Consider the following 21999-nt stretch of genomic DNA (forward strand, 5'->3'; position numbering starts at 1 on the left):
TGAATAAGCTCGTATCTATAGGAGGGTGAATACATGTCATTCCAATTTAAATTACCTGACATCGGTGAAGGTATCCATGAAGGTGAAATCGTTAAGTGGTTTGTAAAAGCTGGCGATAAAGTTCAAGAAGATGATGTACTTTGTGAAGTGCAAAACGATAAAGCAGTTGTAGAAATTCCATCACCAGTTGCTGGTACAGTTGAAGAAGTTCTTGTAGGTGAAGGAACAGTTGCAACAGTAGGTCAAGTTCTTATTACATTTGATGCTCCTGGATATGAAAACCTTAAATTTAAAGGTGACGATCACGAAGAGGAAGCACCAAAACAAGAAGAGCAAGCTCCTGTTGCAGAAGCTAGCACAACTAACAACGGTGTAGCAGAAACTCAAGCCTCTGTTGACCCTAATCGTCGTGTGGTTGCAATGCCTTCAGTTAGAAAATATGCTCGTGAAAAAGGTGTAAATATTACTTTAGTTGCTGGTTCTGGTAAGAACGGTCGCGTACTAAAAGAAGATATTGAAGCATTCTTAAATGGTGGTGCAGCTCCAGCTTCAGTAGAAACTGCACCAGCAGCAGCTACTGAAGTTGCTACTGAAACGGCTCAAGAAACAGCTAAACCAGCACCAATACCAATTCCACAAGGTCAATATCCAGAAACTCGTGAGAAGATGAGTGGAATTCGTAAAGCAATCGCAAAAGCTATGGTTAACTCTAAACATACAGCTCCACACGTTACATTAATGGATGAAATTGATGTAGCGAAACTTGTTGCACACCGTAAGAAGTATAAAGATGTGGCAGCAAATAAAGGAATTAAATTAACATTCTTACCTTATGTAGTTAAAGCATTAACAAGTGCATTACGTGAATTCCCTGCTTTAAACACATCCATTGATGATGCTACTAGCGAGATTGTTCACAAGCATTACTACAATATTGGTATCGCTGCAGATACTGAAAAGGGATTATTAGTTCCTGTAGTAAAAGATGCAGATCGTAAGTCGATCTTCACAATTTCAAATGATATTAATGAGCTGGCAGGAAAAGCACGTGACGGTAAGCTTGCTCCTGATGAAATGAAAGGTGCTTCTTGCACAATCACTAACATCGGTTCTGCTGGTGGTCAATGGTTTACTCCTGTAATTAACCATCCTGAGGTAGCAATTTTAGGAATTGGTCGTATTGCAGAAAAGGCAATCGTTGTAAATGGCGAGATTGTTGCTGCACCAGTATTAGCATTATCTTTAAGCTTTGACCATCGTATGATTGATGGAGCAACAGCTCAGCACGCACTTAACCATATTAAGCGCTTGTTGAACGATCCAGAACTATTGTTAATGGAGGCGTAAAAAAATGGTAGTTGGAGATTTCCCAATTGAAACAGATACACTTGTCGTTGGTGCTGGACCTGGTGGTTATGTAGCTGCTATTCGTGCTGCACAATTAGGACAAAAAGTAACAATCGTAGAAAAAGGAACTCTTGGTGGAGTTTGTTTAAATGTTGGTTGTATTCCTTCAAAAGCATTGATTGCTGCTGGTCACCGTTATGAAACAGCAAAGCATTCTGATGCTATTGGAATTACAGCTGAAAACGTAAAAGTTGATTTCTCAAAAGTTCAAGCTTGGAAAGCTGGAGTTGTTAAGAAGCTAACTGGCGGTGTAGAAGGACTTTTAAAAGGTAATAAAGTTGAAATCGTTCGTGGAGAAGCTTACTTCGTTGATAACACAACTGTACGTGTGATGGATGAGAACTCTGCACAAACATATAAGTTCAAAAATGCAATTATCGCTACTGGTTCACGTCCAATTGAATTAACACAATTCAAATATACGAAGCGTGTTCTTGATTCAACGGGAGCACTTGCATTAGATGAAATTCCTAACCATATCGTTGTTATTGGTGGAGGATATATCGGAACTGAGCTTGGTGGTGCATACGCTAACTTCGGTACAAAGGTTACAATCTTAGAAGGCTCTGACGAAATTCTAAACGGTTTCGAAAAGCAAATGTCTGCTATTGTAAAACGTAACTTGAAGAAAAAGGGTGCTGAAATCATTACAAAGGCACTTGCAAAGGGCGTACAAGAAACAGAAACTGGCGTAACAGTCACTTATGAAGTAAAGGGAGAAGAGCAATCTGTTGAAGCGGACTATGTGTTCGTAATGGTTGGTCGTCGTCCTAACACTGACGAGCTAGGTTTAGAGCAAGCTGGTGTTGAACTAGGAGAAAGAGGAATCGTAAAAATCGATAAGCAATGTCGTACAAACGTAAGCAATATTTATGCGATCGGTGATGTGGTAGAGGGTCCTCCATTGGCTCATAAAGCATCATACGAAGGTAAAATTGCTGCTGAGGCGATTGCTGGACACACATCTGAAATTGATTATTTAGCTATTCCTGCAGTGGTATTCTCTGATCCTGAGTTAGCTTCAGTAGGTTATACTGAAAAGCAAGCAAAAGATGAAGGAATCGATATAATTGCTGCTAAATTCCCATTCGCTGCAAACGGTCGTGCACTTGCATTAGACGCTGCAGAAGGCTTCTTAAAGCTTGTAACTCGTAAGGAAGATGGATTAGTTATCGGAGCACAAATCGCTGGACCTAGCGCATCTGATATGATTGCTGAATTAGGCCTAGCTATTGAAGCAGGAATGACAGCAGAAGACTTAGCAATGACGATCCACGCTCATCCAACATTAGGTGAGATTACGATGGAAGCTGCTGAAGTTGCACTTGGAAATCCAATTCATATTGTAAAATAACAAATAGACCTGCTTCCTTTTGGATGCAGGTCTTATTTTTCATCCAGAACTTTTGCTATGGGCTGGACAATTTCTTCTACAGATTCTTCTCCGTTCACTGTAGCTACAATTTCATTATTATAAACTACGATAATGGCTGGATTTTCTTTTATGGTAAAAAAGTCAAGATACTCTTCAGAACGATTTGGATTAATCGTCTTCATGTTTTTAACGGCCTCGGGATAAGTCTTTTTTAATTCTATTAACGCATCATAATAGGCTGCCTCAAATTGATACTCGGATTCATCAGAAAGAAAAATTAGTTGTTTGACATCTTTATCAAAGGGTAAAACATCATTAGATTTTGAACGATCACAGGAGACGATAATCAGTAAGAGCATAATCACTATAAGCGTAGATAACCCTTTCAATATATCGCCTCCATTTTCTTTTTGTAATTTTCGAACATATTTTACCATAGAGTTGGGGAATTTTATTCGATGTCATCTATTTGTTACAGAAATGAAAAATAGAATTAGAAGTTTAAACATAAAATAAAATAGGACAAGTGAGGATAGAAGAATAGAGTCGGTGGTGAACAGTATGAAGGTTTATATAGTAATTATCATACAATTAATGATATGGAGTGGATACACTCTTACTGAATGGCTTTCAAAGCATGATCAACTAATCTATAATATCTTAATGTTTTTTGTCTTTTTCTATTTAGCTATTTCAACTGGAAACCATATTATTCGTTCACCTAAAAAGACAATGATTGTAACAATGATTAGCTTAATGCTTTATAGTTCTTTTCATTTGACCATGACATTTTTTATCTATTAAAGATACAAAGTATTGTTAAACAGTGTTAGTGGATTTCCGTTGCGGATGGACGCTTTCCGCGGGCGGGGCCGAGCCGCTTCCCTCGCTGCGTTCAGTCCAGGGTCTCGACTGTCCCGCTTTTCCCGCAGGAGTTGCCACCCTCCACTCCAATCAACTAAAATTAGCTTATTACATCTTTAAAATATACAAACAACACTTTAAAGTACAACAACCCTGCAAGTGGCTACTATGTAAAGATTGAAAGAAGCAGACAGTTTTGGTATTCGATCCATGCTTACACGGATGTAAAAGTTACCCATGACATTTAACTGTTACAACCACTTGTTGCCTTAAGAGGCAGAGCACCTGCGTAACACGTATGAAATTAGACTAATATATTCCAAAAGCCAATAAACAATTGAACGTGTCTTTGTTTATGCGAAGGGAAAATATGATATGGGATGAACAACCTTACGAGGTTTAAAAATGTTCATGCAGGCGATGCTTACTTTTGCTGCTATGAAATTAAAAAAACTGGCAACTTGGACTTGGCAAGTTGCTTCTCAAAAACTAGTAATGCTTATTGTACAAGTGTTTCCTAGTCAATCTATAACAGCTAAACTGCTGATTGGAGCGGAAGGTGCTTGACTCCTGGGGGATCAGCGGGACAGGTACAGGTGAGACCCCGCAGGAGCTTTCGCGACGAGGAGGCTCAACGCCCGGAAAGCAAGCACCTGGAGCGGAAATCAGCCTTTTTCCACCACACCATATAAAAAATGACAAAAGGCAACGAGAGTCGTTTCCTTTTGTCGACAATTTGAAGCAAGTGGCTAATAGGTTAGCCTCTTGCTTTAATATTTCTTATTTTCTTGGGTAGTAGTACATGATTCGACCATTAAACAAATGAAGTTCTGCTTGAAGCTTTTTAGCTACAAATTTACAAAACTCATTTGCTTTTCCTTTATCACCAAAAGTAGACGATTCTGGGAGTGTAACTTGAATATATGTTTGTTTGTTCTCATTTCCATCCGTATCTACAATGGTTTCTTGGTCTACCCCTAATAAAATTGCATGATACCTGTCCTGATTGGAATACAAATAAAACCAAGTTCCTTTTCCTGATGGCTCTTCCTTTATTTCATAAGGGAAGGCTGATGCCTCGTACTGCCAATCAAGTTGCTTTCCCGTCTTTGAAGTTATGTCCTTATAATAGTGAAAAAGCTCCTTTATTTCATCTGTGGTAACGTTTTCTTTTATTGATGCTGGCACGAGCTTTATGTATGCGTTAGTAGCCACCATAATCCCCCCATTATTTGTACGAAAATATACATATTTCTTTGCTCATCTTCATTCTAGCATTGTATAAAATTAAAGTACAACAAGATATCATGTTAAGTTGTGGTTGCTTTTCTTTGGGTCTGTAAGATATAATAAAATTCTAAATATTAAGAAAATATAGGAGGTGGCAATAATGGATTTTTTTGACAAGCTATATGATGAGCACGAAAAGGTCAGAGTTCGATTTGTCGGTTTTGCTACAGAACAAACGCGCTATGACTTTGGAATTGTTTACACAGATATGTTTTTTGGTAAGCCTCTCGTAATTTGTATGCAAACTGGCCGCTCAACACTCCTCGACCCTAAAGACCTCGATGATATCGAATACATTCAGTCAGCATTTAGAATAAAAGATCTCCAACAAGCGAAAGATTTAGTTGAATTCTTTTCAGAAGCTTTACCAGAAACACCTTTTCAAACACAATATGAATAAAATGGACTTTGTACAGACCAAATAGGTCTGTAATTTTTTTTGTTTATATATTAAACATAAAATTTTAATGTGTTATACAATTTAAGGTTGATAAATTAATAGTGTTATATTATTATGGATATAAGGATATTAAAGCGTTTTCAATACTTGTGATTAAATACGAATAAAGGGGAATGGGAAAATGGGAACTATCGTATGTCAAGCTTGTAATTCAACGATTGATCATTTTGAGGATGAAAAAGTTACCGTTCTTTATGCGAAGTCACATTGTAGAGATTGCTGTCAAACTCATGGGGAAGAAGAGAAGTAAATTATATGTAATAACACATATGAATATGTGATTGTAAATAAAGAGCGAGGGGATATCCCACGCTCTCTTTTCTTATTTTATAGCCTTCTGTTCCTTAATTACTCGTAAATATCGTAGGTCAAAATCTTCTGGACCTTGTACAGGAAGACCGACTTCCATATTTTTTCGGATATATGTTAAGTTATCCTCGGTTATGATCTCTCCTGGAATAAAAATCGGAATACCAGGTGGGTAGACCATGATGAATTCGGCGATAATTCTTCCTTCCGATTCATCAAAAGGCACAAGCTCTGTTTTTGCGTAAAAAGCATCACGTGGTGTCAATGCTAATAACGGTATATCTGGTAATAGTACTTCTGCTTTAACCATATCATTATTCTTAATTGGTTGAGATGCCAGCTCTCTTAATGCATTTATCAAAAAATCTGCTTCTCTTTTGGTGTCACCTGGTGTTATGATACAGAGAATATTGTATAAGTCAGACATTTCCACTTCTATATTGTGGTTTTCACGAAGCCATTTTTCAACATCAAATCCAGATAACCCGAGCTCTTTAACAGAAATAATTAGCTTTGTAGGGTCGTAATCATACACCGCATCCAATTGAAGGATTTCTTCTCCAACGCAAAGAAGATGCTGGGTCGTATTTACTTCTCGACGAATATATTGAGCCAACTCAATTGTTTGACTGATCAACTCTTTGCCTTCGGTAGCAAGTCTTTTACGTGCTACGTCTAGGGATGCTAGCAATAAGTAGGAAGTTGAAGTGGTCGTCAGCATACTTAATATGGATTGCACGCGTTTTGGATTAATAAGATTTCCTTTAATATTTAGAATTGAGCTCTGTGTCATGGAGCCTCCGAGCTTATGGACACTCGTCGCAGCCATATCTGCACCAGCCTGCATAGCTGATAAAGGAAGGTCATCATGGAAGTGGATATGTACCCCATGGGCTTCATCCACTAGGACTGGTACATTGTAAGAATGAGCAATTTCAACAATTTTCCTTAGATCTGCAGACATTCCAAAGTATGTTGGGTTAATAACCAAAACACCTTTAGCATCGGGATGCTGTTCTAGTGCACGTGCAACCGAATCTGTCGTAATACCATGTGAGATCCCTAACTTCTCATCAATGGCTGGATGGATAAAAATTGGTGTTGCACCAGAGAAAACAATCGCTGACATAACTGATTTATGAACGTTTCTAGGTACAATAATTTTATCTCCAGGTCCACAAACCGTCATGACCATTGTCATAATAGCTCCGCTTGTACCTTGAACGGAGAAGAATGTTTGATCCGCATCAAAAGCCTCAGCAGCGAGGTCCTGTGCTTGCTTAATCATTCCTTTTGGTTGATGAAGGTCGTCTAGTGGACCAATATTAATCAGGTCAATTGACAACGCATTATCACCTATAAAATTTCTAAATTCCGGATCAATCCCTGTTCCTTTTTTATGACCAGGAATATGGAATTGAACTGGATCCTTTTTTGCATGCTCTATAAGTCCGCTAAATAACGGTGTTTCGTATTGAGACAACGTATTTCCACACCTCTTTAATTAATAGTTAGGTTATATCACCCATAAAACAAGTGAAATTATAGCATTATTCACTTTCGTTGCATAGAAAAACCTATTCCTATTTCATTATTATGTCAGATTGCTATGTAACTTATTTTTAGGGTACACTTTAAGAGAAATTAAATGTAACGGAGTGAATGTATTTTGGAATATCAATACCCGATTGACCATACATGGTCAACTGATGAAATTATCGATGTCATTAAGTTTTTTGAGTTCGTTGAGGCTGCTTATGAAAAAGGAGTAAGTCGTGACGAATTTATGAAATCGTACCGTAGATTCAAGGAAATTGTTCCGAGTAAATCAGAAGAAAAAAAGATATGTGATGAATTTGCCGAGTCCAGTGGATATTCCACGTACTTAACTGTAAAAAAAGCAAAAGAAGGTAATTTAGAAAAAATAAAAATGAAATAAGCAAAGGGAGCCATCGGGAAGAGATCATCTCATTCGTGGCTCCCTTTTTAATAAAACTTGCCCATTTTTTCTGAAAACTGTTTACGCTAATTTATACAGGGGTAATAATGTCTTAAAGACATCTTCAACTTCTTTTAGGAAATCGTTAGCAGACATGTTAATCGCATCTTTTTTCTCTATATGGATACCACATAATATTTCTGCCTTTTTTACCGTTTGTAATCGCTCGAACATAAGTCGGAGGTCTTCTTTTTTAAGTTGCTGATGTGTTGTAGCACCTGGCTTCATATGGTCCTCAGACCAAACGAAATGCTTTGGTGTATTTTTGTAAATGGAAGATAGTTTTTTCTCTAATGTCTTTCCGAAATCAGCTTTATGTGGCGCTTCATAAATCATGGCAAACCAAACAAAAACATGAGATTCCCAAAGACCAATTTGAAAATGTGGAAGCATTTTATATCCTCTTGAACTACTTGAAAAGGCTACCCACGTATCTTTAGGAGGATTAATCGTTCTCCTTGCATGCTTTGCTACATGAGGGAACATTTCATTTGCAGTTAAAGCCGATAAAGTAGGAGAAAAATGTTCTCCAAGTGCTTCAAGTTTTGGTCTAATTGTTGTTTTTAAAGCATCCATTCTTGCATCCAAACCATCTATTGTAAAAACTTCAAAGTCCTCTTCAGTAAATCCAGTAAATTGCATTGTTTTTCCTCCCATAAATAAATCTCTCTGTAGATAATTGTAGCATATGGTAGAAAGAACGAGAAATATGTTGACTTTTGTATGAAAAATAAAAATTGTTAGGCAAAAGCGCAAATTAGTTGCATCAAAAGGATTTTGTTCATATTATAATAGTAAAAATTATCTGAAAATTATCATTATAAAAAGGGGTGTATTACTATGAAACAGCTGATTGGCTCAGCGAAAAAGAATAACGCAGAAAGAGAAAGAACGGCTGTTCTACGTTTGGAAATGGATTATGAACTTGCTACATTATTTGAAGCTATGACGGAGAAAAATGAAAAGAAGAAAACACAAGTGAAAGAAAAACTAGAAAGAATCAGAATGGAACTGGTAAAGTTAAAGGCATTGTAATTTTGTAAGGACGGTATAGATGGATGGATTTTAAAAAAATACAAAGGGAATCATAAAGGCGAACATTAAGTGCATACTTATGATCGCCTATTTTATTTCCCACATTCGTATCAGTTGTTTGTTGATTGTAATTGTTTTACTCTATAAGAATAAAGATATTTACATAGGAAAGAGATGATATATATGGATATTAATGCAGTGGACATATTTGCAAAACAATTGGTTAAAGAAGCTGGTGAACTCATTAAAAAATCGTTCTCTAAAGTATTAAACATTGAAACCAAATCACATGCCAATGATCTCGTTACGAATATGGATAAGGAGATTGAAGAATATTTCATACATAAGCTAAAAAGCCATTTTCCAGACCATCGCGTATTAGGAGAAGAGGGAGTAGGGAGTAATCCTAAAGAACTGTCTGGAGTAGTTTGGATCATTGATCCTATTGATGGTACGATGAATTTTATTCATCAACAAAGAAACTTTGCTATATCGGTTGGTATTTATGAAGATGGTGTTGGTATGATCGGCCTCATTTATGATGTTGTCCATGACGAATTGTATCATGCTAAGAAGGGGGAAGGTGTGTACATAAATGATAAACCACTTTCTCCCCTTTCACCTGTGAAGGTAGAGGAGGCAGTCATCGGGATAAATAGTACGTGGGTCACTCAGAACCGAAGAATTGATAGCAGTATTCTGTCTCCACTTCTCAAAGCGGTGAGAGGAACGAGATCATACGGTTCAGCAGCGCTAGAGATGGCTTATGTGGCTGCTGGGAGACTGGATTCATATATAACTCTTCGGTTATCTCCATGGGATTTTGCAGCAGGAATTATATTAGTGGAAGAGGTTGGAGGAAAGTGTACAACTTTAAAGGGAGAGAAGCTTAATTTGCTCGGAGAAAATTCTGTGTTTATTGCGAATGCCAGTTTTCATGAAGCAGTGCTAAAGGATTTTTTACAAAATGGAAACTGGTAACATTCATTACCGAAAAATGCTTGAATCGGATGGTGCATTATTACACGCTTTTACAAAGTTTGATTCCCTATGGAAATCGATTGAAATGGAACATTTGACAGCTAAAGAATATATGAACAAATATCTTTATGGAGAATGGAGAGTGTGGCAGAAAGATGAAAGAGATGTGGCGATCACTTATCATTTGGAGTTTGCGCCATCTAACAATAAGCCTTGGATTGGTACGGTAATAATAAACCCAAACGTGCGAAGGCAAGGTTTAGGTATAAGGGTAATACAACATTTAAAAGAGGAATTGCGAGAAAAAGGACATAAGGCGATTTTTGCTGGAGTACCAGTTGAAACTGATATGTGGATTCGATTTTTATCAGACTGTTATTTTGAACAGTTTAAGGTTGAAAAAGATGAACAAAATCAAATGTTTTTAATCATGGTTTCTCCGTTGCAATAAAAAAGGGTTGGCAAATGCCAACCCTTTTAAAGTTTTCCTTGTTCTCGCATTTTTTTCTTAGTCGTAAATCCAAATCCCATTACGATCACAAGTGCAGCTAACGAAGCAAGGATACCCCCTATACTACGATAACTAATAGCTATTCCTGTTCCCATCATACAGGCTGCTGAAGCAAAAGCAAAAAATAATAATGGCCACTTAATCGATTTCAAGATAAAACCTCCTTGAGCGAGGTATTAGAATGTATTTGTTTTGTGAAAAATAAAATGTATACGCTCCATTCATTATTTTACACAAAATATTACTAGGTTTCCACTTCGAATATGATATAATGTTTCAGTTATGACTAAAAAAGCTAAATAAAAGTTTATATAAAAAGTAGGAGTGAACATGTTGAACTTAAGAACAGACATTAGAAATATTGCGATTATTGCCCACGTTGACCATGGGAAAACAACACTGGTTGACCAATTATTAAAACAATCAGGAACGTTCCGTACAAATGAGCACGTGGAAGAGCGTGCGATGGATTCGAATGATTTAGAAAGAGAACGTGGTATTACGATCCTTGCTAAAAATACAGCAATCCAATATAAAGATACTCGAATCAATATCCTTGATACACCAGGACACGCTGACTTTGGTGGAGAAGTAGAACGTATCATGAAAATGGTTGATGGTGTACTACTTGTCGTTGATGCTTACGAAGGCTGTATGCCACAAACACGCTTTGTATTGAAAAAAGCATTAGAGCAAAATCTTACACCAATTGTAGTTGTTAACAAGATTGACCGTGATTTCGCTCGACCAGCTGAAGTTATTGACGAAGTAATTGATTTATTTATTGAATTAGAAGCTTCAGAAGAACAATTAGAATTCCCTGTTATTTACGCTTCAGCAATTAATGGAACAGCAAGTGTGACTCCTGATAAGCAGGATGAGAACATGGAATCTTTATATGAGGCAATTGTTGAAAATATTCCTGCTCCAGTTGACAACCGTGAGGAACCTCTTCAATTCCAGGTAGCACTATTAGATTACAATGACTATGTTGGAAGAATTGGTATCGGCCGTGTGTTCCGTGGGACGATGAAGGTTGGACAACAGGTAGCCCTTATGAAGCTTGATGGTTCAGTAAAGCAATTCCGCGTAACAAAAATCTTTGGTTTCTTCGGACTAAAGCGTCAGGAAATCCAAGAAGCTTTCGCAGGAGACCTGATCGCTGTTTCTGGTATGGAAGATATAAACGTTGGGGAAACGGTATGTCCAGTAGAGCACCAAGAGCCACTTCCTGTGTTACGAATTGACGAGCCAACACTTCAAATGACTTTCCTTGTTAATAATAGTCCATTTGCTGGAAAAGAAGGGAAATTCGTAACTGCTCGTAAAATTGAAGAAAGACTTCGTGCTCAACTTCAAACAGACGTGAGCTTACGTGTAGACAACACAGATTCACCTGATGCATGGGTTGTTTCTGGACGTGGGGAGCTTCACCTTTCTATTCTTATCGAGAACATGCGTCGTGAAGGCTATGAGCTTCAAGTATCAAAGCCTGAGGTTATCGTAAGAGACATTGATGGAGTCCGTTGTGAGCCTGTAGAACGTGTTCAAATTGACGTACCTGAGGAGCATACTGGTGCGATTATGGAATCAATGGGTGCTCGTAAAGGTGAAATGGTTGATATGGTTAATAATGGTAGTGGACAAGTGCGTTTAATATTCATGGTTCCTGCTAGAGGATTAATCGGTTATACAACTGAATTCTTAACATTAACTCGTGGTTACGGTATCATCAATCACAGCTTTGACAGCTACCAACCGATGGCACAAGGTCAAGTCGGTGGAAGACGCCAAGGGGTACTTGTTTCAATGGAATCAGGTAAAGCTTCTTCTTATGGTATTATGGGCGTTGAAGACCGTGGAACAATTTTTGTTGAGCCAGGTACTGAAATTTATGAAGGAATGATTGTTGGCGAGCATACTCGTGAAAATGACATTACGGTTAATATCACGAAGGTAAAGCAAGCGACAAATATTCGTTCTGCTAATAAAGATCAAACAACAACAATGAAAAAGCCAAGAATTATGACACTTGAGGAATCACTTGAATACCTAAATGAAGACGAGTATTGTGAAGTAACTCCTGAATCAATTCGTCTCCGCAAAAAGATTCTTGATAAGAACGAGAGAGAAAGAATCGCTAAAAAGAAAAAAATGGCGGAAATGAGCTAAGCTATTAAAGGAGAGGGGTAGCGTGGAAGGACTACAAGGGTTTTCACCTAGTCTTAGATTTTTTATCGAACTAACCGATGTAAAAACGGGTACATGGCTTCAGTTTGTGACATTAATTATTTTGACAGTAATTGTTTACAAATTAGGTTTTGCAAAGAAGCTGTCCATTTTAAAAAATGTTGTCATTTACACTTGTTTAGTTTTAGGCTGCTTTGTTTTGTTGATTTTCTCCTACGGCCTTCCAATTGTGGAGGGATTAGCTGTAGCGGCGCTCATTCTCATCATATATAAAATCCGCCTTCATCAAGAGAAGAAGCATACTCAAGTGGATGTAGAGGAGTAATCAAATGAAATCATTACAAGATACACTCTATAACTGGCTAACGATTAAAGTCGTAGTTGATGAACGTCCGGACGATACTGCTGCAGCGGATACAGAGAAAATGTTTTATGATATGCTTGTTGAAGATCAAGGTATACAAAATATTGAGGTTACCACTGATGCAGTTATGTATTACGTTCATTACGATATAGATGGGGAGAGAAAGTCAAACCGCTTCCCAAGAGAGCTCATTGAAGTCATGCTAAACCAGATCAATGAGTCACCAGAAAGATACGCAAATTATCCAGAATAAAAAATCCGCTCCGTTACTAAAAACGGGGCGGATTTTTTCGTGATGTCCAGTTTTTCGTTTACCAGTCATCCTCTTCATCCTTCGGTTTATATAGCCTAAAGTTTCCGGTTGCAATTCTTTCTTTTGTGCGAGTAGCAATTCTTTCTTCACATTCTTTACACATGAAGGTATGTATCGGACGATTTCGAAGTCGTTTTGCTTGAAAGGAGTCACCTGGTAAAGATTCAATTTTATCGCAAATTACACATTTTACTCTCATAATCGTACACCTCAAAATATTTATCTTCTTTCTGTATTGTATAGTAAAATTTTCTATATGGATAGGACCAGCGGTACAAAATAGGTTTCAAGGTTGAAACTACCATTAAGTAGTTATAAGATAGAAATATAAGGAGGGAATGGTATGCCTAACCAAGTTGAACAAAAATTAATTCAGCCGCTGTTTGATGCCTTGCAAAAAGAGCGTTTTGTAACTCTTTCAACAGTAGACTTTGAAACAGGGGGTCCGAATGTAAGTGCCATCTCTTGGATTTTAGCAAAGACAGATGAAAAAATCTATTTTGCTGTTGATAATCGCTCGAGAATTGTGCAAAACATTCAAAAAAACAATCAGGTCGTTGTAAACTTAATTGTGAATGAATCAACCTATTCAATTAGTGGAGAAGCAAGTGTTAAGATGGAAAAAATAAATGATGTACCACTAAAGCTTGCTTTAATAGAAATTTCCATTAAAGAAGTGCGTGACGTTATGTTCTATGGTTCAAAGATAACTGTTGAGCCAGAATACGATAAAACATATGATAAAGCGGCAGCAACACGTCTTGATAATCAAGTAATGGATGCAATGAGAAAAGCTTAGCCTTGGGCTAAGCTTTTGTTATTTTTTAATCCTTATAACCTTGTGACTCTTTCTCTTGTGCTTTATCTAACTCTTTTGTTTCTTCTTCATTCAGCTTGCGTTTTGATTTTTCGGTTGCTTTATTAGCATTTGGATCGACAATATCTGCTGGAACCTCTGGCATTAAACGTCCGGATATATCAGCTAATTCATTTACAATGCCTTGAATAGGCTCACCACTTTGTATGTCTTCTTGAATCTCTCTTAATCGCGCAGTCATATCTGGATCCGCGATAACCACTGCTCTTGCACCATGTGGATCATTCTTCAAACTTTCAGCAACTGTATATTTAATCGATCCTACTTGAGATCTGTCAATGTCTTCATTCACATCAATACCAATAATCGCATATCTTCCTAAAACAACAGCAGTCGCATCATTCACACTTGGAATGGAAGTCGCAAGATCAACCAGGTGTTTTGAAACCTCTTGACCAGTTTCACGGTCAATATTAGGTATGGTACTATTTTTGACATTTATGGTACGCGGTTCTTCGTTCTGGTTTGCTTTAGATGTCGTATTATCCTGACTTCCGCACGCGGAAAGAAACAAGCAGCATGCTAGTATAGCAAGGGTTTTCTTCATAAAGTCCACCTCCGAATAATGTTTGGTTACCGTTTATTGTGCAAAAATTCTTCTATCTTTATACAAGAAAACATATAGTTTACCAAAGCTCTTTTCTTAAGCAGAAATTTTGGCAAGGACATGTGGTTAATTCAAATTACTATAGAATTAAGAGGAGCAGGAGGCATCAGTTTGAGTAAAATTTACGTATTAGATACCAATGTCTTGTTACAAGACCCATATTCCATCTTTTCCTTTGAGGACAATGAGGTGGTAATACCAGCCGTAGTACTAGAGGAAGTGGATTCGAAAAAAAGATATATGGATGAAATTGGAAGAAACGCAAGACAAGTATCAAGGCTCATTGATAATTTAAGACAAACTGGAAAATTACATGAAAAAATTCCACTTGAAAATGGTGGAGTGATGAGAATTGAGTTGAATCATCGATCCTTTCATCAGCTCCAGGATATTTTTGTTGAGAAAACAAATGATAACAGAATACTTGCTGTAGCCAAAAATCTATCTTTAGAAGAAGAAACAAAAGAAAACGGCCGCTTAGTGATCTTGGTAAGTAAAGATGCATTAGTTCGAGTGAAGGCTGATGCAATCGGTTTGAATTCAGAGGATTTTTTAAGTGATCGAGTCATAGAAAATGATGCCATTTATACTGGCTATGCAGAGTTATTTGTAGCCGTTGATGTTTTAAATCAGTTTTACGAAAAGGGAGAAATTCCAATATCATTATTTTCTACGTATTCTTTTTATCCAAATCAGTTCTTAGTGCTTAAGGATGCAATGGGATCTTCTCAATCCGCACTTGGTATGGTCGATTCAAAGAGACAAAAGATTAAAAAGTTAGTGTTCGATCACGATCATATATGGGGAATTCGCTCAAGAAATGTTCAGCAGACTATGGCGATTGAGTTGCTTTTAAGAAAAGACCTTCCGCTTGTGACTTTAATCGGTAAGGCGGGAACAGGGAAGACACTTCTGGCTCTTGCTGCAGGGTTAATGCAAACGGAAGATTTCGGGGAATATAAGAAGTTATTAGTGGCTAGACCAATTGTTCCTGTAGGGAAGGATCTTGGATTTTTACCTGGTGAAAAGGAAGAAAAGCTACGGCCGTGGATGCAGCCAATCTATGACAATTTAGAATATCTATTTAATGTGAAAAAGCCTGGGGAGCTTGATGCAATCCTGGCGGGCATGGGGTCGATTGAAGTAGAGGCTCTTACTTATATAAGGGGAAGAAGTATACCTGAACAGTTCATTATTATTGATGAAGCTCAAAATTTAACAAAACATGAAGTAAAGACCATTCTTACGAGAGTTGGAGAAAAAAGTAAAATTGTGCTGATGGGTGACCCTGAGCAAATTGACCATCCGTATCTTGATGCGTATAACAATGGCCTTACATATGTAGTCGAGAGGTTTAAGGACCAATCGATATCCGGCCATGTGAAGTTATTTAAGGGAGAGAGATCTGGTCTTGCACAATTAGCAGCTGATCTTTTATAAGTAAAGTGATTTTTTTTACCCTTAAATGGCACAAGCATTAACAAGCTATCGAATAAAAGAAGGTTGGCCCTTCTTTTATTCGATAGCTACCGCACGGATATTTTTTATTGGCTGATGCTTATTAGAGCCATCTCCGTAAAAGGCATAGACGGGTCCATCTTCTGTTAATGGCTTACCTTCCTTTGAAAAACCCAAAATTAATTCTTGTCCTACTTCTAGTGGCATAGATACCTCGCCATCTGTGGTCACGAGTGTTAAGTTTTTTGCATTATCATTAATCTCTGCATTTTTTAAAAATGGCTTCAGCGGCATCCCAAATGTCCCCGTTAGAACTTTTTCTTTTTCAAATTTTTTCTCCGTCTTTAAAGTGGGAGGAAAAACAGCTCCCTCCATTATTTCACGGTCCCAATGCTTGGACATGCTTTTTTTATATTCTTCTAAATCATCTACTTCTTTTTGACTTCCTTCAAAATAGGTAGTTAAATCTACTCGACGATCGTCAAAGATCCATACTCCAGGGTCTAAGGTGATTGTAAAATTTACTTTCCCTTGGATTGGTATAATATTTTCCATAACAGTTCCCCCTTTGTATCTTTAGTATAGACTTAAAGAGATTAAAAGTCATTTTTGGAGGATATTCAAAATTTCCTGAATCTTTCTACGGGTTCTCCTGATTATCCTTGCAATTTTCCTCTTAAACGTATAAAATTTATAGATAGGATAAACGCTCGGAAACGGGGGGACTAAGTTGGCGTCTGACATGGTTTTAGATCATAAAGAAAGAGCAAATGCCTTATTAAAGGCTGACGCTGATAAAATTCTAAAGTTAATTAAAGTACAAATGGATAACTTAACGATGCCTCAGTGTCCGTTATATGAAGAGGTTTTGGATACACAAATGTTTGGTCTATCTCGTGAAATAGATTTTGCTGTTCGCCTTGGCTTGATTGAAGAAAAAGAAGGTAAGGCGATTTTAGGAGAATTAGAAAGAGAACTATCAGCCCTTCATGAAGCATCGCAAAGAAAATAACGTACTTTCGAAAGCTCAAACTTTCTCGAGAGAGACTGTTTGAGTTTTTTTATAAAGTATTTTTTCTGAAAATTTGTTATTATTATGATAATAACAAATTTTCAGTTGTACTTTTCTTCACATCAAATGCAGGAAATTCAATGTTATAATATAATACATATTACGACTTAGAAGATGGGGAAGAGGGTTACATGTTTAAAAAAATATTAAAATCATATGATTATTCGTTGATCCTAGTTGTGGTATTGTTATCGATATTTGGACTAGTTATGATATATAGCTCAAGTATGGTTACAGCTATTCAAAGGTATGGATATGAAAGTGATCATTATTATGATCGTCAAAAACTATTTTTAATTGTTGGCGCTGTTTTATTTCTTTTCTTTTCTGTATTTCCTTACAAAATTATGCTTAGCAATCGCTTTTTAATTCCAGTTGTGTTATTTTCTTTTGCATTACTTATTTTTATATTTCCATTCGGTCATTCCGCGGGAAATGCTCAGAGTTGGTATAAGATAGGTCCACTAAGCCTACAACCCTCTGAATTTGTAAAGGTAAGTGCTATTGTTTACTTATCAGCAGTGTATGCAAAGAAACAATCATATATCAATCAGTTTAATCATGGTGTACTGCCACCTCTTGCTTTTATCATCATTGCTTGTTTTTTAATTGCACTTCAGCCTGACTTTGGAACAGCTGCACTAATAGTAGCTATTTCAGGTGTGATCATCCTTTCGTCTGGAATGAATTTAAAAAATATAGGCAAATTAATTATGTTGGGTGCGATTCCATCTATCCCACTGCTAATTTTATTTAAGGATAAAATATTTTCCTCTGTACGTGTCGGAAGGTTTGAAGCGTTTATTAATCCTTTTGCAGAAGAGATAGCCCAAAAGGAAGGCTATCATATGGTTAATTCGTTCCTTGCTTTAGGTGCTGGTGGCATTAAAGGTCTAGGATTGGGACAAAGTGTCCAAAAATTAGGGTATTTACCTGAGCCTCATACGGATTTTATAATGGCTGTAATATCCGAGGAACTTGGAATATTTGGAGTTGCATTTGTATTATTCGGCTTAGGTTTTATCGTCCTAAAAGGAATTTACATTGGTTTAAAAGGAAAGGATGCTTTTGGTAGTTTGCTAGCAATCGGTATCTCCGGGATGGTAGGTATACAATCATTTGTAAACTTAGCAGGTGTTTCGGGAGTCATTCCGTTAACAGGAGTTCCATTGCCGTTTATTAGTTATGGAGGCTCATCTATTCTGCAACTCTCCATTGCTATGGGCATCTTAGTGAATGTTTCTATGTTCGTTAATTATGAGAAAAAGTTTAAGGAAACAAATGATAAGAAAGTAGAAACGATTCCTCCTAATAACCGTTTTGAAGGCGTTCAAATAAAAAAATAAGCGCTCTTGGTTACTTGACCAAGCGCTTTTTATAAATACAATATAGTATAAATATACAGAATGGGGTGTTTTACTTGCAAAGAAAGATTAATAAGGTATTAGTTGCAAACCGAGGAGAAATAGCTATACGTGTGTTTAGAGCTTGTACAGAGCTTAATATACGAACAGTTGCTATATATTCAAAAGAAGATTCTGGTGCATATCATCGTTATAAAGCCGATGAAGCATATCTCGTCGGAGAGGGTAAAAAACCGATTGATGCTTATTTAGACATTGAAGGGATCATTAGCATTGCCAAACATAGCGATGTGGATGCTATTCACCCTGGTTATGGATTTCTTTCAGAAAACATTCATTTTGCTAGAAGATGTGAAGAAGAAGGGATTATCTTTATTGGCCCAAAATCAAGGCATCTTGACATGTTTGGAGACAAAGTAAAAGCTAGAACGCAAGCCCAAGCAGCAAAGATTCCTGTTATTCCTGGTAGCGATGGTCCAGTAAATAGCTTAGAGGAAGTTATTGCTTTTGGAAAAGAGTATCACTATCCAATCATCATTAAAGCATCACTTGGTGGTGGTGGAAGAGGTATGCGTATCGTTAGGCACCTAGAAGAAGTAAAGGAAGCTTACGAGAGAGCAAAGTCTGAAGCAAAAGCGGCATTCGGGAATGATGAGGTATACGTAGAAAAGTATATTGAAAAGCCAAAGCATATTGAGGTTCAAATTATTGGGGATGAGTTTGGTAATATTATCCATCTATTTGAAAGAGATTGCTCGGTACAACGTCGTCATCAAAAGGTAGTAGAGGTTGCACCATGTATCTCTATTTCAGAAGATCTTAGAGATAGAATCTGTTTAGCAGCTGTTGATTTAATGAAAAATGTAGATTATTTAAATGCTGGAACAGTAGAATTCCTTGTTTCAGGAGACGAATTTTACTTTATTGAAGTAAACCCGCGCGTACAAGTTGAGCATACCATTACTGAGATGATCACAGGTGTTGATATTGTTCAAACACAAATAATGGTTGCAGAAGGACATGAGCTACATGATGAAACGATAGGTATCCCTAAGCAAGAAGATATTCGTATTATGGGATATGCAATTCAATCTCGTGTCACGACGGAAGATCCGTTGAATAATTTCATGCCTGATACAGGAAGATTAATGACTTACCGTTCAGGTGGTGGCTTTGGTGTCAGATTGGATGCAGGGAACGGATTCCAAGGAGCAATCATTACACCATATTATGACTCCTTACTTGTTAAACTTTCGACTCATGCTCTAACGTATGAACAGGCTTGTTCGAAAATGGTAAGAAACCTACAAGAATTCCGTATTCGTGGGATCAAAACAAATATTCCATTCTTGGAGAATGTAGTAAAACATAAAAACTTCCGTAGTGGAAACTATGACACGTCATTTATTGATTCTTCGCCTGAGTTATTTATGTTCCCGGTCCGTAAAGACAGAGGTACAAAAATGCTCTCTTACATTGGGAATGTAACCATTAACGGATTCCCAGGAATTGAGAAAAAGAAAAAGCCTGTTTTTGATAAGCCAAGAATCCCAGTAACAGATTCATTAAGTGTTCAAAGTGGAACAAAGCAAATACTTGATGAAAGAGGAGCAGAAGGCTTAGTAAAGTGGATAAAGGAGCAACCAGAGGTTCTTTTAACAGACACTACGTTCAGAGATGCTCATCAATCGTTACTTGCTACTCGTGTTCGTACGACAGATTTAAAGCATATCGCAGAGCCGACATCGTTATTACTACCTGATATGTTTTCTTTGGAGATGTGGGGTGGAGCAACGTTTGATGTTGCGTACAATTTCTTAAAGGAAGATCCATGGGATAGACTTTTAACTTTAAGAAAGCAGATTCCAAATGTATTATTCCAAATGCTACTAAGAGCTTCAAATGCTGTTGGTTATAAAAATTATCCAGATAATGTGATTCGAGAGTTTGTGGAGAAATCTGCTTATGCAGGTATCGACGTATTCCGTATTTTTGATAGTCTGAACTGGGTTAAAGGAATGGAAGTAGCTATTCAAGCCGTAAGAGATACGGGGAAAATAGCTGAAGCAGCCATTTGTTATACAGGAGATATCCTTGATACATCAAGACCGAAGTATAACTTAAACTACTATAAGGATTTGGCTAAAGAACTCCAAAATCAAGGTGCGCATATTTTAGCTATTAAGGATATGGCAGGGTTATTAAAGCCACAAGCTGCATATCAATTAATTTCTGAATTAAAAGAAACCATTGATATTCCGATTCACCTACACACTCATGACACAAGTGGAAATGGAATATTTACGTATGCAAAAGCCATTGAGGCTGGTGTAGATATTGTAGATACAGCATTAAGTACAATGGCAGGATTAACATCACAGCCAAGTGCAAATACATTGTACTATGCACTTGAAGGCAATGATCGTAAGCCGAAGGTAGATATTAAAGCGTTAGAACAGCTTTCTTACTACTGGGAAGATGTGAGAAAGTATTACCACGATTTCGAAAGTGGAATGATGTCACCTCATACAGAAGTGTATCAGCACGAAATGCCAGGTGGTCAATATAGCAATCTTCAACAACAAGCTAAGGCAGTTGGCCTTGCTGACCAGTGGGAAGATGTGAAGGAAATGTATGCGCGAGTAAATCATATGTTTGGTGATATCGTTAAAGTTACTCCGTCTTCAAAAGTCGTAGGTGATATGGCGTTGTATATGGTTCAAAACGACCTAACGGAAGAGGATGTCCTTTCTAAAGGAGATAGTCTCGATTTCCCTAATTCGGTTGTAGAATTATTTGAAGGATACTTAGGACAGCCTGTTGGAGGCTTCCCAGAAGAACTTCAAAAAGTGATCTTAAAGGGTCGAGAGCCAATCACGGTAAGACCTGGAGAACTGTTAGAGGATGTTGATTTTACAGCTTTAAAAGAAAAGTTATTCAAAGAATTAGGAAGACCTGTAACGAGCTTTGATGCCATTGCTTATGCATTATATCCAAAGGTATTTAAAGACTATACGGCTATGGTTGAGCAGTTTGGCGATATTTCGGTGTTAGATACACCTACTTTCCTATACGGGATGAGACTAGGAGAGGAAATAGAAGTCGAAATTGAAACAGGTAAAACATTAATCGTGAAGCTTATCTCTATTGGTCAGCCTCAAGCTGATGGTACTCGTATCGTTTACTTTGAGTTAAATGGACAGCCGAGAGAGGTTGTCATTAAGGACGAAAGTATTAAGTCCACTGTTGCCACTAAGATTAAAGCTGATCCGAAGAAAGAAACTCATATCGGTGCTTCAATGCCAGGAACAGTGATTAAAGTGTTAGTTTCTAAAGACGAAAAGGTCGAAAAAGGTGATCACTTGATGATTACAGAAGCTATGAAAATGGAAACGACGGTTCAAGCTCCGTTCTCAGGCTTTGTTAAAGATATTTATGTATCAAATGGTGAAGCAATTCAAACAGGTGACCTACTAATCGAGTTACAGAAATAAACAGAAAAAAGGTGTTGCACATCAGTGCA

At 37.3% G+C, this 21999-nt stretch carries 25 protein-coding genes and 1 pseudogene; 18 read left to right on the plus strand and 8 right to left on the minus strand.

Annotation, left to right across the window (positions count from 1 at the left end; all coding sequences use genetic code 11):
- The first annotated feature begins 33 nt into the window (after positions 1 to 33).
- The gene (locus ACRX5O_RS13690; protein ID WP_433906460.1) at positions 34 to 1347 is read left to right on the plus strand and encodes a dihydrolipoamide acetyltransferase family protein; all 1314 of its coding nucleotides are present in this window, start codon (positions 34 to 36) and stop codon (positions 1345 to 1347) included.
- Positions 1348 to 1351: 4 nt separating this feature from the next.
- A complete protein-coding gene (gene lpdA, locus ACRX5O_RS13695; protein ID WP_433906461.1) occupies positions 1352 to 2761 on the plus strand; it encodes a dihydrolipoyl dehydrogenase in 1410 nt (469 codons plus the stop codon).
- A gap of 32 nt (positions 2762 to 2793) precedes the next feature.
- Here lpdA and ACRX5O_RS13700 read toward each other — a convergent pair whose 3' ends face one another.
- Entirely contained in the window at positions 2794 to 3171 is a 378-nt protein-coding gene (locus ACRX5O_RS13700) for a small peptidoglycan-associated lipoprotein (protein WP_433906462.1), read from the minus strand.
- Positions 3172 to 3343: 172 nt separating this feature from the next.
- Between ACRX5O_RS13700 and ACRX5O_RS13705 the strand changes: the two genes are divergently transcribed.
- Together ACRX5O_RS13705 and ACRX5O_RS13710 are read left to right on the plus strand one after the other, a co-directional pair.
- On the plus strand, positions 3344 to 3586 hold the full coding sequence (locus ACRX5O_RS13705; RefSeq protein WP_119707388.1) for a hypothetical protein: 243 nt from the start codon (positions 3344 to 3346) through the stop codon (positions 3584 to 3586).
- Between the two features lie 333 nt (positions 3587 to 3919).
- A pseudogene (locus ACRX5O_RS13710) lies at positions 3920 to 4213 on the plus strand (IS5/IS1182 family transposase); the annotation flags it as partial.
- Between the two features lie 213 nt (positions 4214 to 4426).
- On the opposite strand, the gene ACRX5O_RS13715 reads toward ACRX5O_RS13710, so the two are convergent.
- On the minus strand, positions 4427 to 4861 hold the full coding sequence (locus ACRX5O_RS13715) for a DUF1885 family protein (protein ID WP_433906463.1): 435 nt from the start codon (positions 4859 to 4861) through the stop codon (positions 4427 to 4429).
- A gap of 175 nt (positions 4862 to 5036) precedes the next feature.
- Here ACRX5O_RS13715 and ACRX5O_RS13720 point away from each other — a divergent pair, with 175 nt between their 5' ends.
- The gene (locus ACRX5O_RS13720) at positions 5037 to 5336 is read left to right on the plus strand and encodes a DUF3055 domain-containing protein (RefSeq protein ID WP_119707390.1); all 300 of its coding nucleotides are present in this window, start codon (positions 5037 to 5039) and stop codon (positions 5334 to 5336) included.
- Between the two features lie 181 nt (positions 5337 to 5517).
- A complete protein-coding gene (locus ACRX5O_RS13725; protein WP_433906464.1) occupies positions 5518 to 5646 on the plus strand; it encodes a GapA-binding peptide SR1P in 129 nt (42 codons plus the stop codon).
- Positions 5647 to 5718: 72 nt separating this feature from the next.
- On the opposite strand, the gene ACRX5O_RS13730 is transcribed toward ACRX5O_RS13725, so the two are convergent.
- Positions 5719 to 7188 (minus strand): aminotransferase class I/II-fold pyridoxal phosphate-dependent enzyme, encoded by a 1470-nt coding sequence (locus ACRX5O_RS13730; protein WP_433906465.1) that lies wholly within the window; start codon positions 7186 to 7188, stop codon positions 5719 to 5721.
- A gap of 186 nt (positions 7189 to 7374) precedes the next feature.
- Here ACRX5O_RS13730 and ACRX5O_RS13735 point away from each other — a divergent pair, with 186 nt between their 5' ends.
- Positions 7375 to 7644, plus strand: a complete 270-nt coding sequence (locus ACRX5O_RS13735) for a UPF0223 family protein (RefSeq protein ID WP_433906466.1) — start codon at positions 7375 to 7377, stop codon at positions 7642 to 7644.
- 81 nt (positions 7645 to 7725) lie between these two features.
- On the opposite strand, the gene ACRX5O_RS13740 is transcribed toward ACRX5O_RS13735, so the two are convergent.
- The gene (locus ACRX5O_RS13740) at positions 7726 to 8346 is read right to left on the minus strand and encodes a DUF1054 domain-containing protein (protein ID WP_433906467.1); all 621 of its coding nucleotides are present in this window, start codon (positions 8344 to 8346) and stop codon (positions 7726 to 7728) included.
- Positions 8347 to 8544: 198 nt separating this feature from the next.
- Between ACRX5O_RS13740 and ACRX5O_RS13745 the strand changes: the two genes are divergently transcribed.
- The 3 genes from ACRX5O_RS13745 (at position 8545) to ACRX5O_RS13755 (ending at position 10171) form a co-directional block, all read left to right on the plus strand.
- Positions 8545 to 8739 carry a YkzI domain-containing protein gene (locus ACRX5O_RS13745; RefSeq protein ID WP_066059919.1) on the plus strand — a complete coding sequence of 65 codons (195 nt, stop codon included), beginning with the start codon at positions 8545 to 8547 and terminating at the stop codon, positions 8737 to 8739.
- A gap of 183 nt (positions 8740 to 8922) precedes the next feature.
- Entirely contained in the window at positions 8923 to 9720 is a 798-nt protein-coding gene (locus ACRX5O_RS13750) for an inositol monophosphatase family protein (RefSeq protein ID WP_433906468.1), read from the plus strand.
- Complete coding sequence (locus ACRX5O_RS13755; RefSeq protein ID WP_433906469.1) at positions 9707 to 10171, plus strand: GNAT family N-acetyltransferase; 465 nt, start codon at positions 9707 to 9709, stop codon at positions 10169 to 10171. Before ACRX5O_RS13750 ends, ACRX5O_RS13755 begins: the two co-directional genes overlap by 14 nt.
- A 26-nt stretch (positions 10172 to 10197) precedes the next feature.
- Here the strand turns inward: ACRX5O_RS13755 and ACRX5O_RS13760 are convergent, their stop codons facing one another.
- Positions 10198 to 10383: a YlaF family protein gene (locus tag ACRX5O_RS13760; protein WP_119707397.1), complete on the minus strand. Its 186-nt coding sequence runs from the start codon at positions 10381 to 10383 to the stop codon at positions 10198 to 10200.
- A 181-nt stretch (positions 10384 to 10564) separates the two neighbouring features.
- On the opposite strand from ACRX5O_RS13760, the gene typA reads away from it, so the two are divergent.
- From typA to ACRX5O_RS13775, 3 genes are read left to right on the plus strand one after another with little or no spacing between them, the layout of a single operon-like run.
- Positions 10565 to 12403, plus strand: a complete 1839-nt coding sequence (gene typA, locus ACRX5O_RS13765; RefSeq protein WP_433906470.1) for a translational GTPase TypA — start codon at positions 10565 to 10567, stop codon at positions 12401 to 12403.
- A 22-nt stretch (positions 12404 to 12425) separates the two neighbouring features.
- Positions 12426 to 12746 carry a YlaH-like family protein gene (locus tag ACRX5O_RS13770; RefSeq protein ID WP_433906471.1) on the plus strand — a complete coding sequence of 107 codons (321 nt, stop codon included), beginning with the start codon at positions 12426 to 12428 and terminating at the stop codon, positions 12744 to 12746.
- Between the two features lie 4 nt (positions 12747 to 12750).
- Entirely contained in the window at positions 12751 to 13038 is a 288-nt protein-coding gene (locus tag ACRX5O_RS13775) for a hypothetical protein (RefSeq protein WP_433906472.1), read from the plus strand.
- 58 nt (positions 13039 to 13096) lie between these two features.
- Here ACRX5O_RS13775 and ACRX5O_RS13780 read toward each other — a convergent pair whose 3' ends face one another.
- A complete protein-coding gene (locus tag ACRX5O_RS13780; protein WP_119707401.1) occupies positions 13097 to 13297 on the minus strand; it encodes a YlaI family protein in 201 nt (66 codons plus the stop codon).
- A gap of 144 nt (positions 13298 to 13441) precedes the next feature.
- On the opposite strand from ACRX5O_RS13780, the gene ACRX5O_RS13785 reads away from it, so the two are divergent.
- Complete coding sequence (locus ACRX5O_RS13785) at positions 13442 to 13897, plus strand: pyridoxamine 5'-phosphate oxidase family protein (protein ID WP_119707402.1); 456 nt, start codon at positions 13442 to 13444, stop codon at positions 13895 to 13897.
- Between the two features lie 25 nt (positions 13898 to 13922).
- On the opposite strand, the gene ACRX5O_RS13790 is transcribed toward ACRX5O_RS13785, so the two are convergent.
- Positions 13923 to 14522 (minus strand): YhcN/YlaJ family sporulation lipoprotein, encoded by a 600-nt coding sequence (locus ACRX5O_RS13790; RefSeq protein WP_433906473.1) that lies wholly within the window; start codon positions 14520 to 14522, stop codon positions 13923 to 13925.
- A gap of 120 nt (positions 14523 to 14642) precedes the next feature.
- Here ACRX5O_RS13790 and ACRX5O_RS13795 point away from each other — a divergent pair, with 120 nt between their 5' ends.
- The gene (locus ACRX5O_RS13795; protein ID WP_391558272.1) at positions 14643 to 16022 is read left to right on the plus strand and encodes a PhoH family protein; all 1380 of its coding nucleotides are present in this window, start codon (positions 14643 to 14645) and stop codon (positions 16020 to 16022) included.
- Positions 16023 to 16097: 75 nt separating this feature from the next.
- Here ACRX5O_RS13795 and ACRX5O_RS13800 read toward each other — a convergent pair whose 3' ends face one another.
- Positions 16098 to 16595: a peptidyl-prolyl cis-trans isomerase gene (locus ACRX5O_RS13800; RefSeq protein WP_433906474.1), complete on the minus strand. Its 498-nt coding sequence runs from the start codon at positions 16593 to 16595 to the stop codon at positions 16098 to 16100.
- A 187-nt stretch (positions 16596 to 16782) separates the two neighbouring features.
- Between ACRX5O_RS13800 and ACRX5O_RS13805 the strand changes: the two genes are divergently transcribed.
- From ACRX5O_RS13805 to pyc, 3 genes are all read left to right on the plus strand, one after another.
- Positions 16783 to 17052, plus strand: coding sequence for an Fpa/YlaN family protein (locus ACRX5O_RS13805; protein ID WP_377057867.1), 270 nt, complete (start codon positions 16783 to 16785; stop codon positions 17050 to 17052).
- Between the two features lie 191 nt (positions 17053 to 17243).
- Complete coding sequence (locus tag ACRX5O_RS13810; RefSeq protein WP_433906475.1) at positions 17244 to 18458, plus strand: FtsW/RodA/SpoVE family cell cycle protein; 1215 nt, start codon at positions 17244 to 17246, stop codon at positions 18456 to 18458.
- Between the two features lie 74 nt (positions 18459 to 18532).
- Positions 18533 to 21970 carry a pyruvate carboxylase gene (gene pyc, locus ACRX5O_RS13815; RefSeq protein ID WP_433906476.1) on the plus strand — a complete coding sequence of 1146 codons (3438 nt, stop codon included), beginning with the start codon at positions 18533 to 18535 and terminating at the stop codon, positions 21968 to 21970.
- Positions 21971 to 21999: the final 29 nt, after the last annotated feature.

The sequence above is a fragment of the Robertmurraya mesotrionivorans genome (assembly GCF_050971805.1).
Lineage (GTDB): Bacteria > Bacillota > Bacilli > Bacillales > Cytobacillaceae > Robertmurraya_A.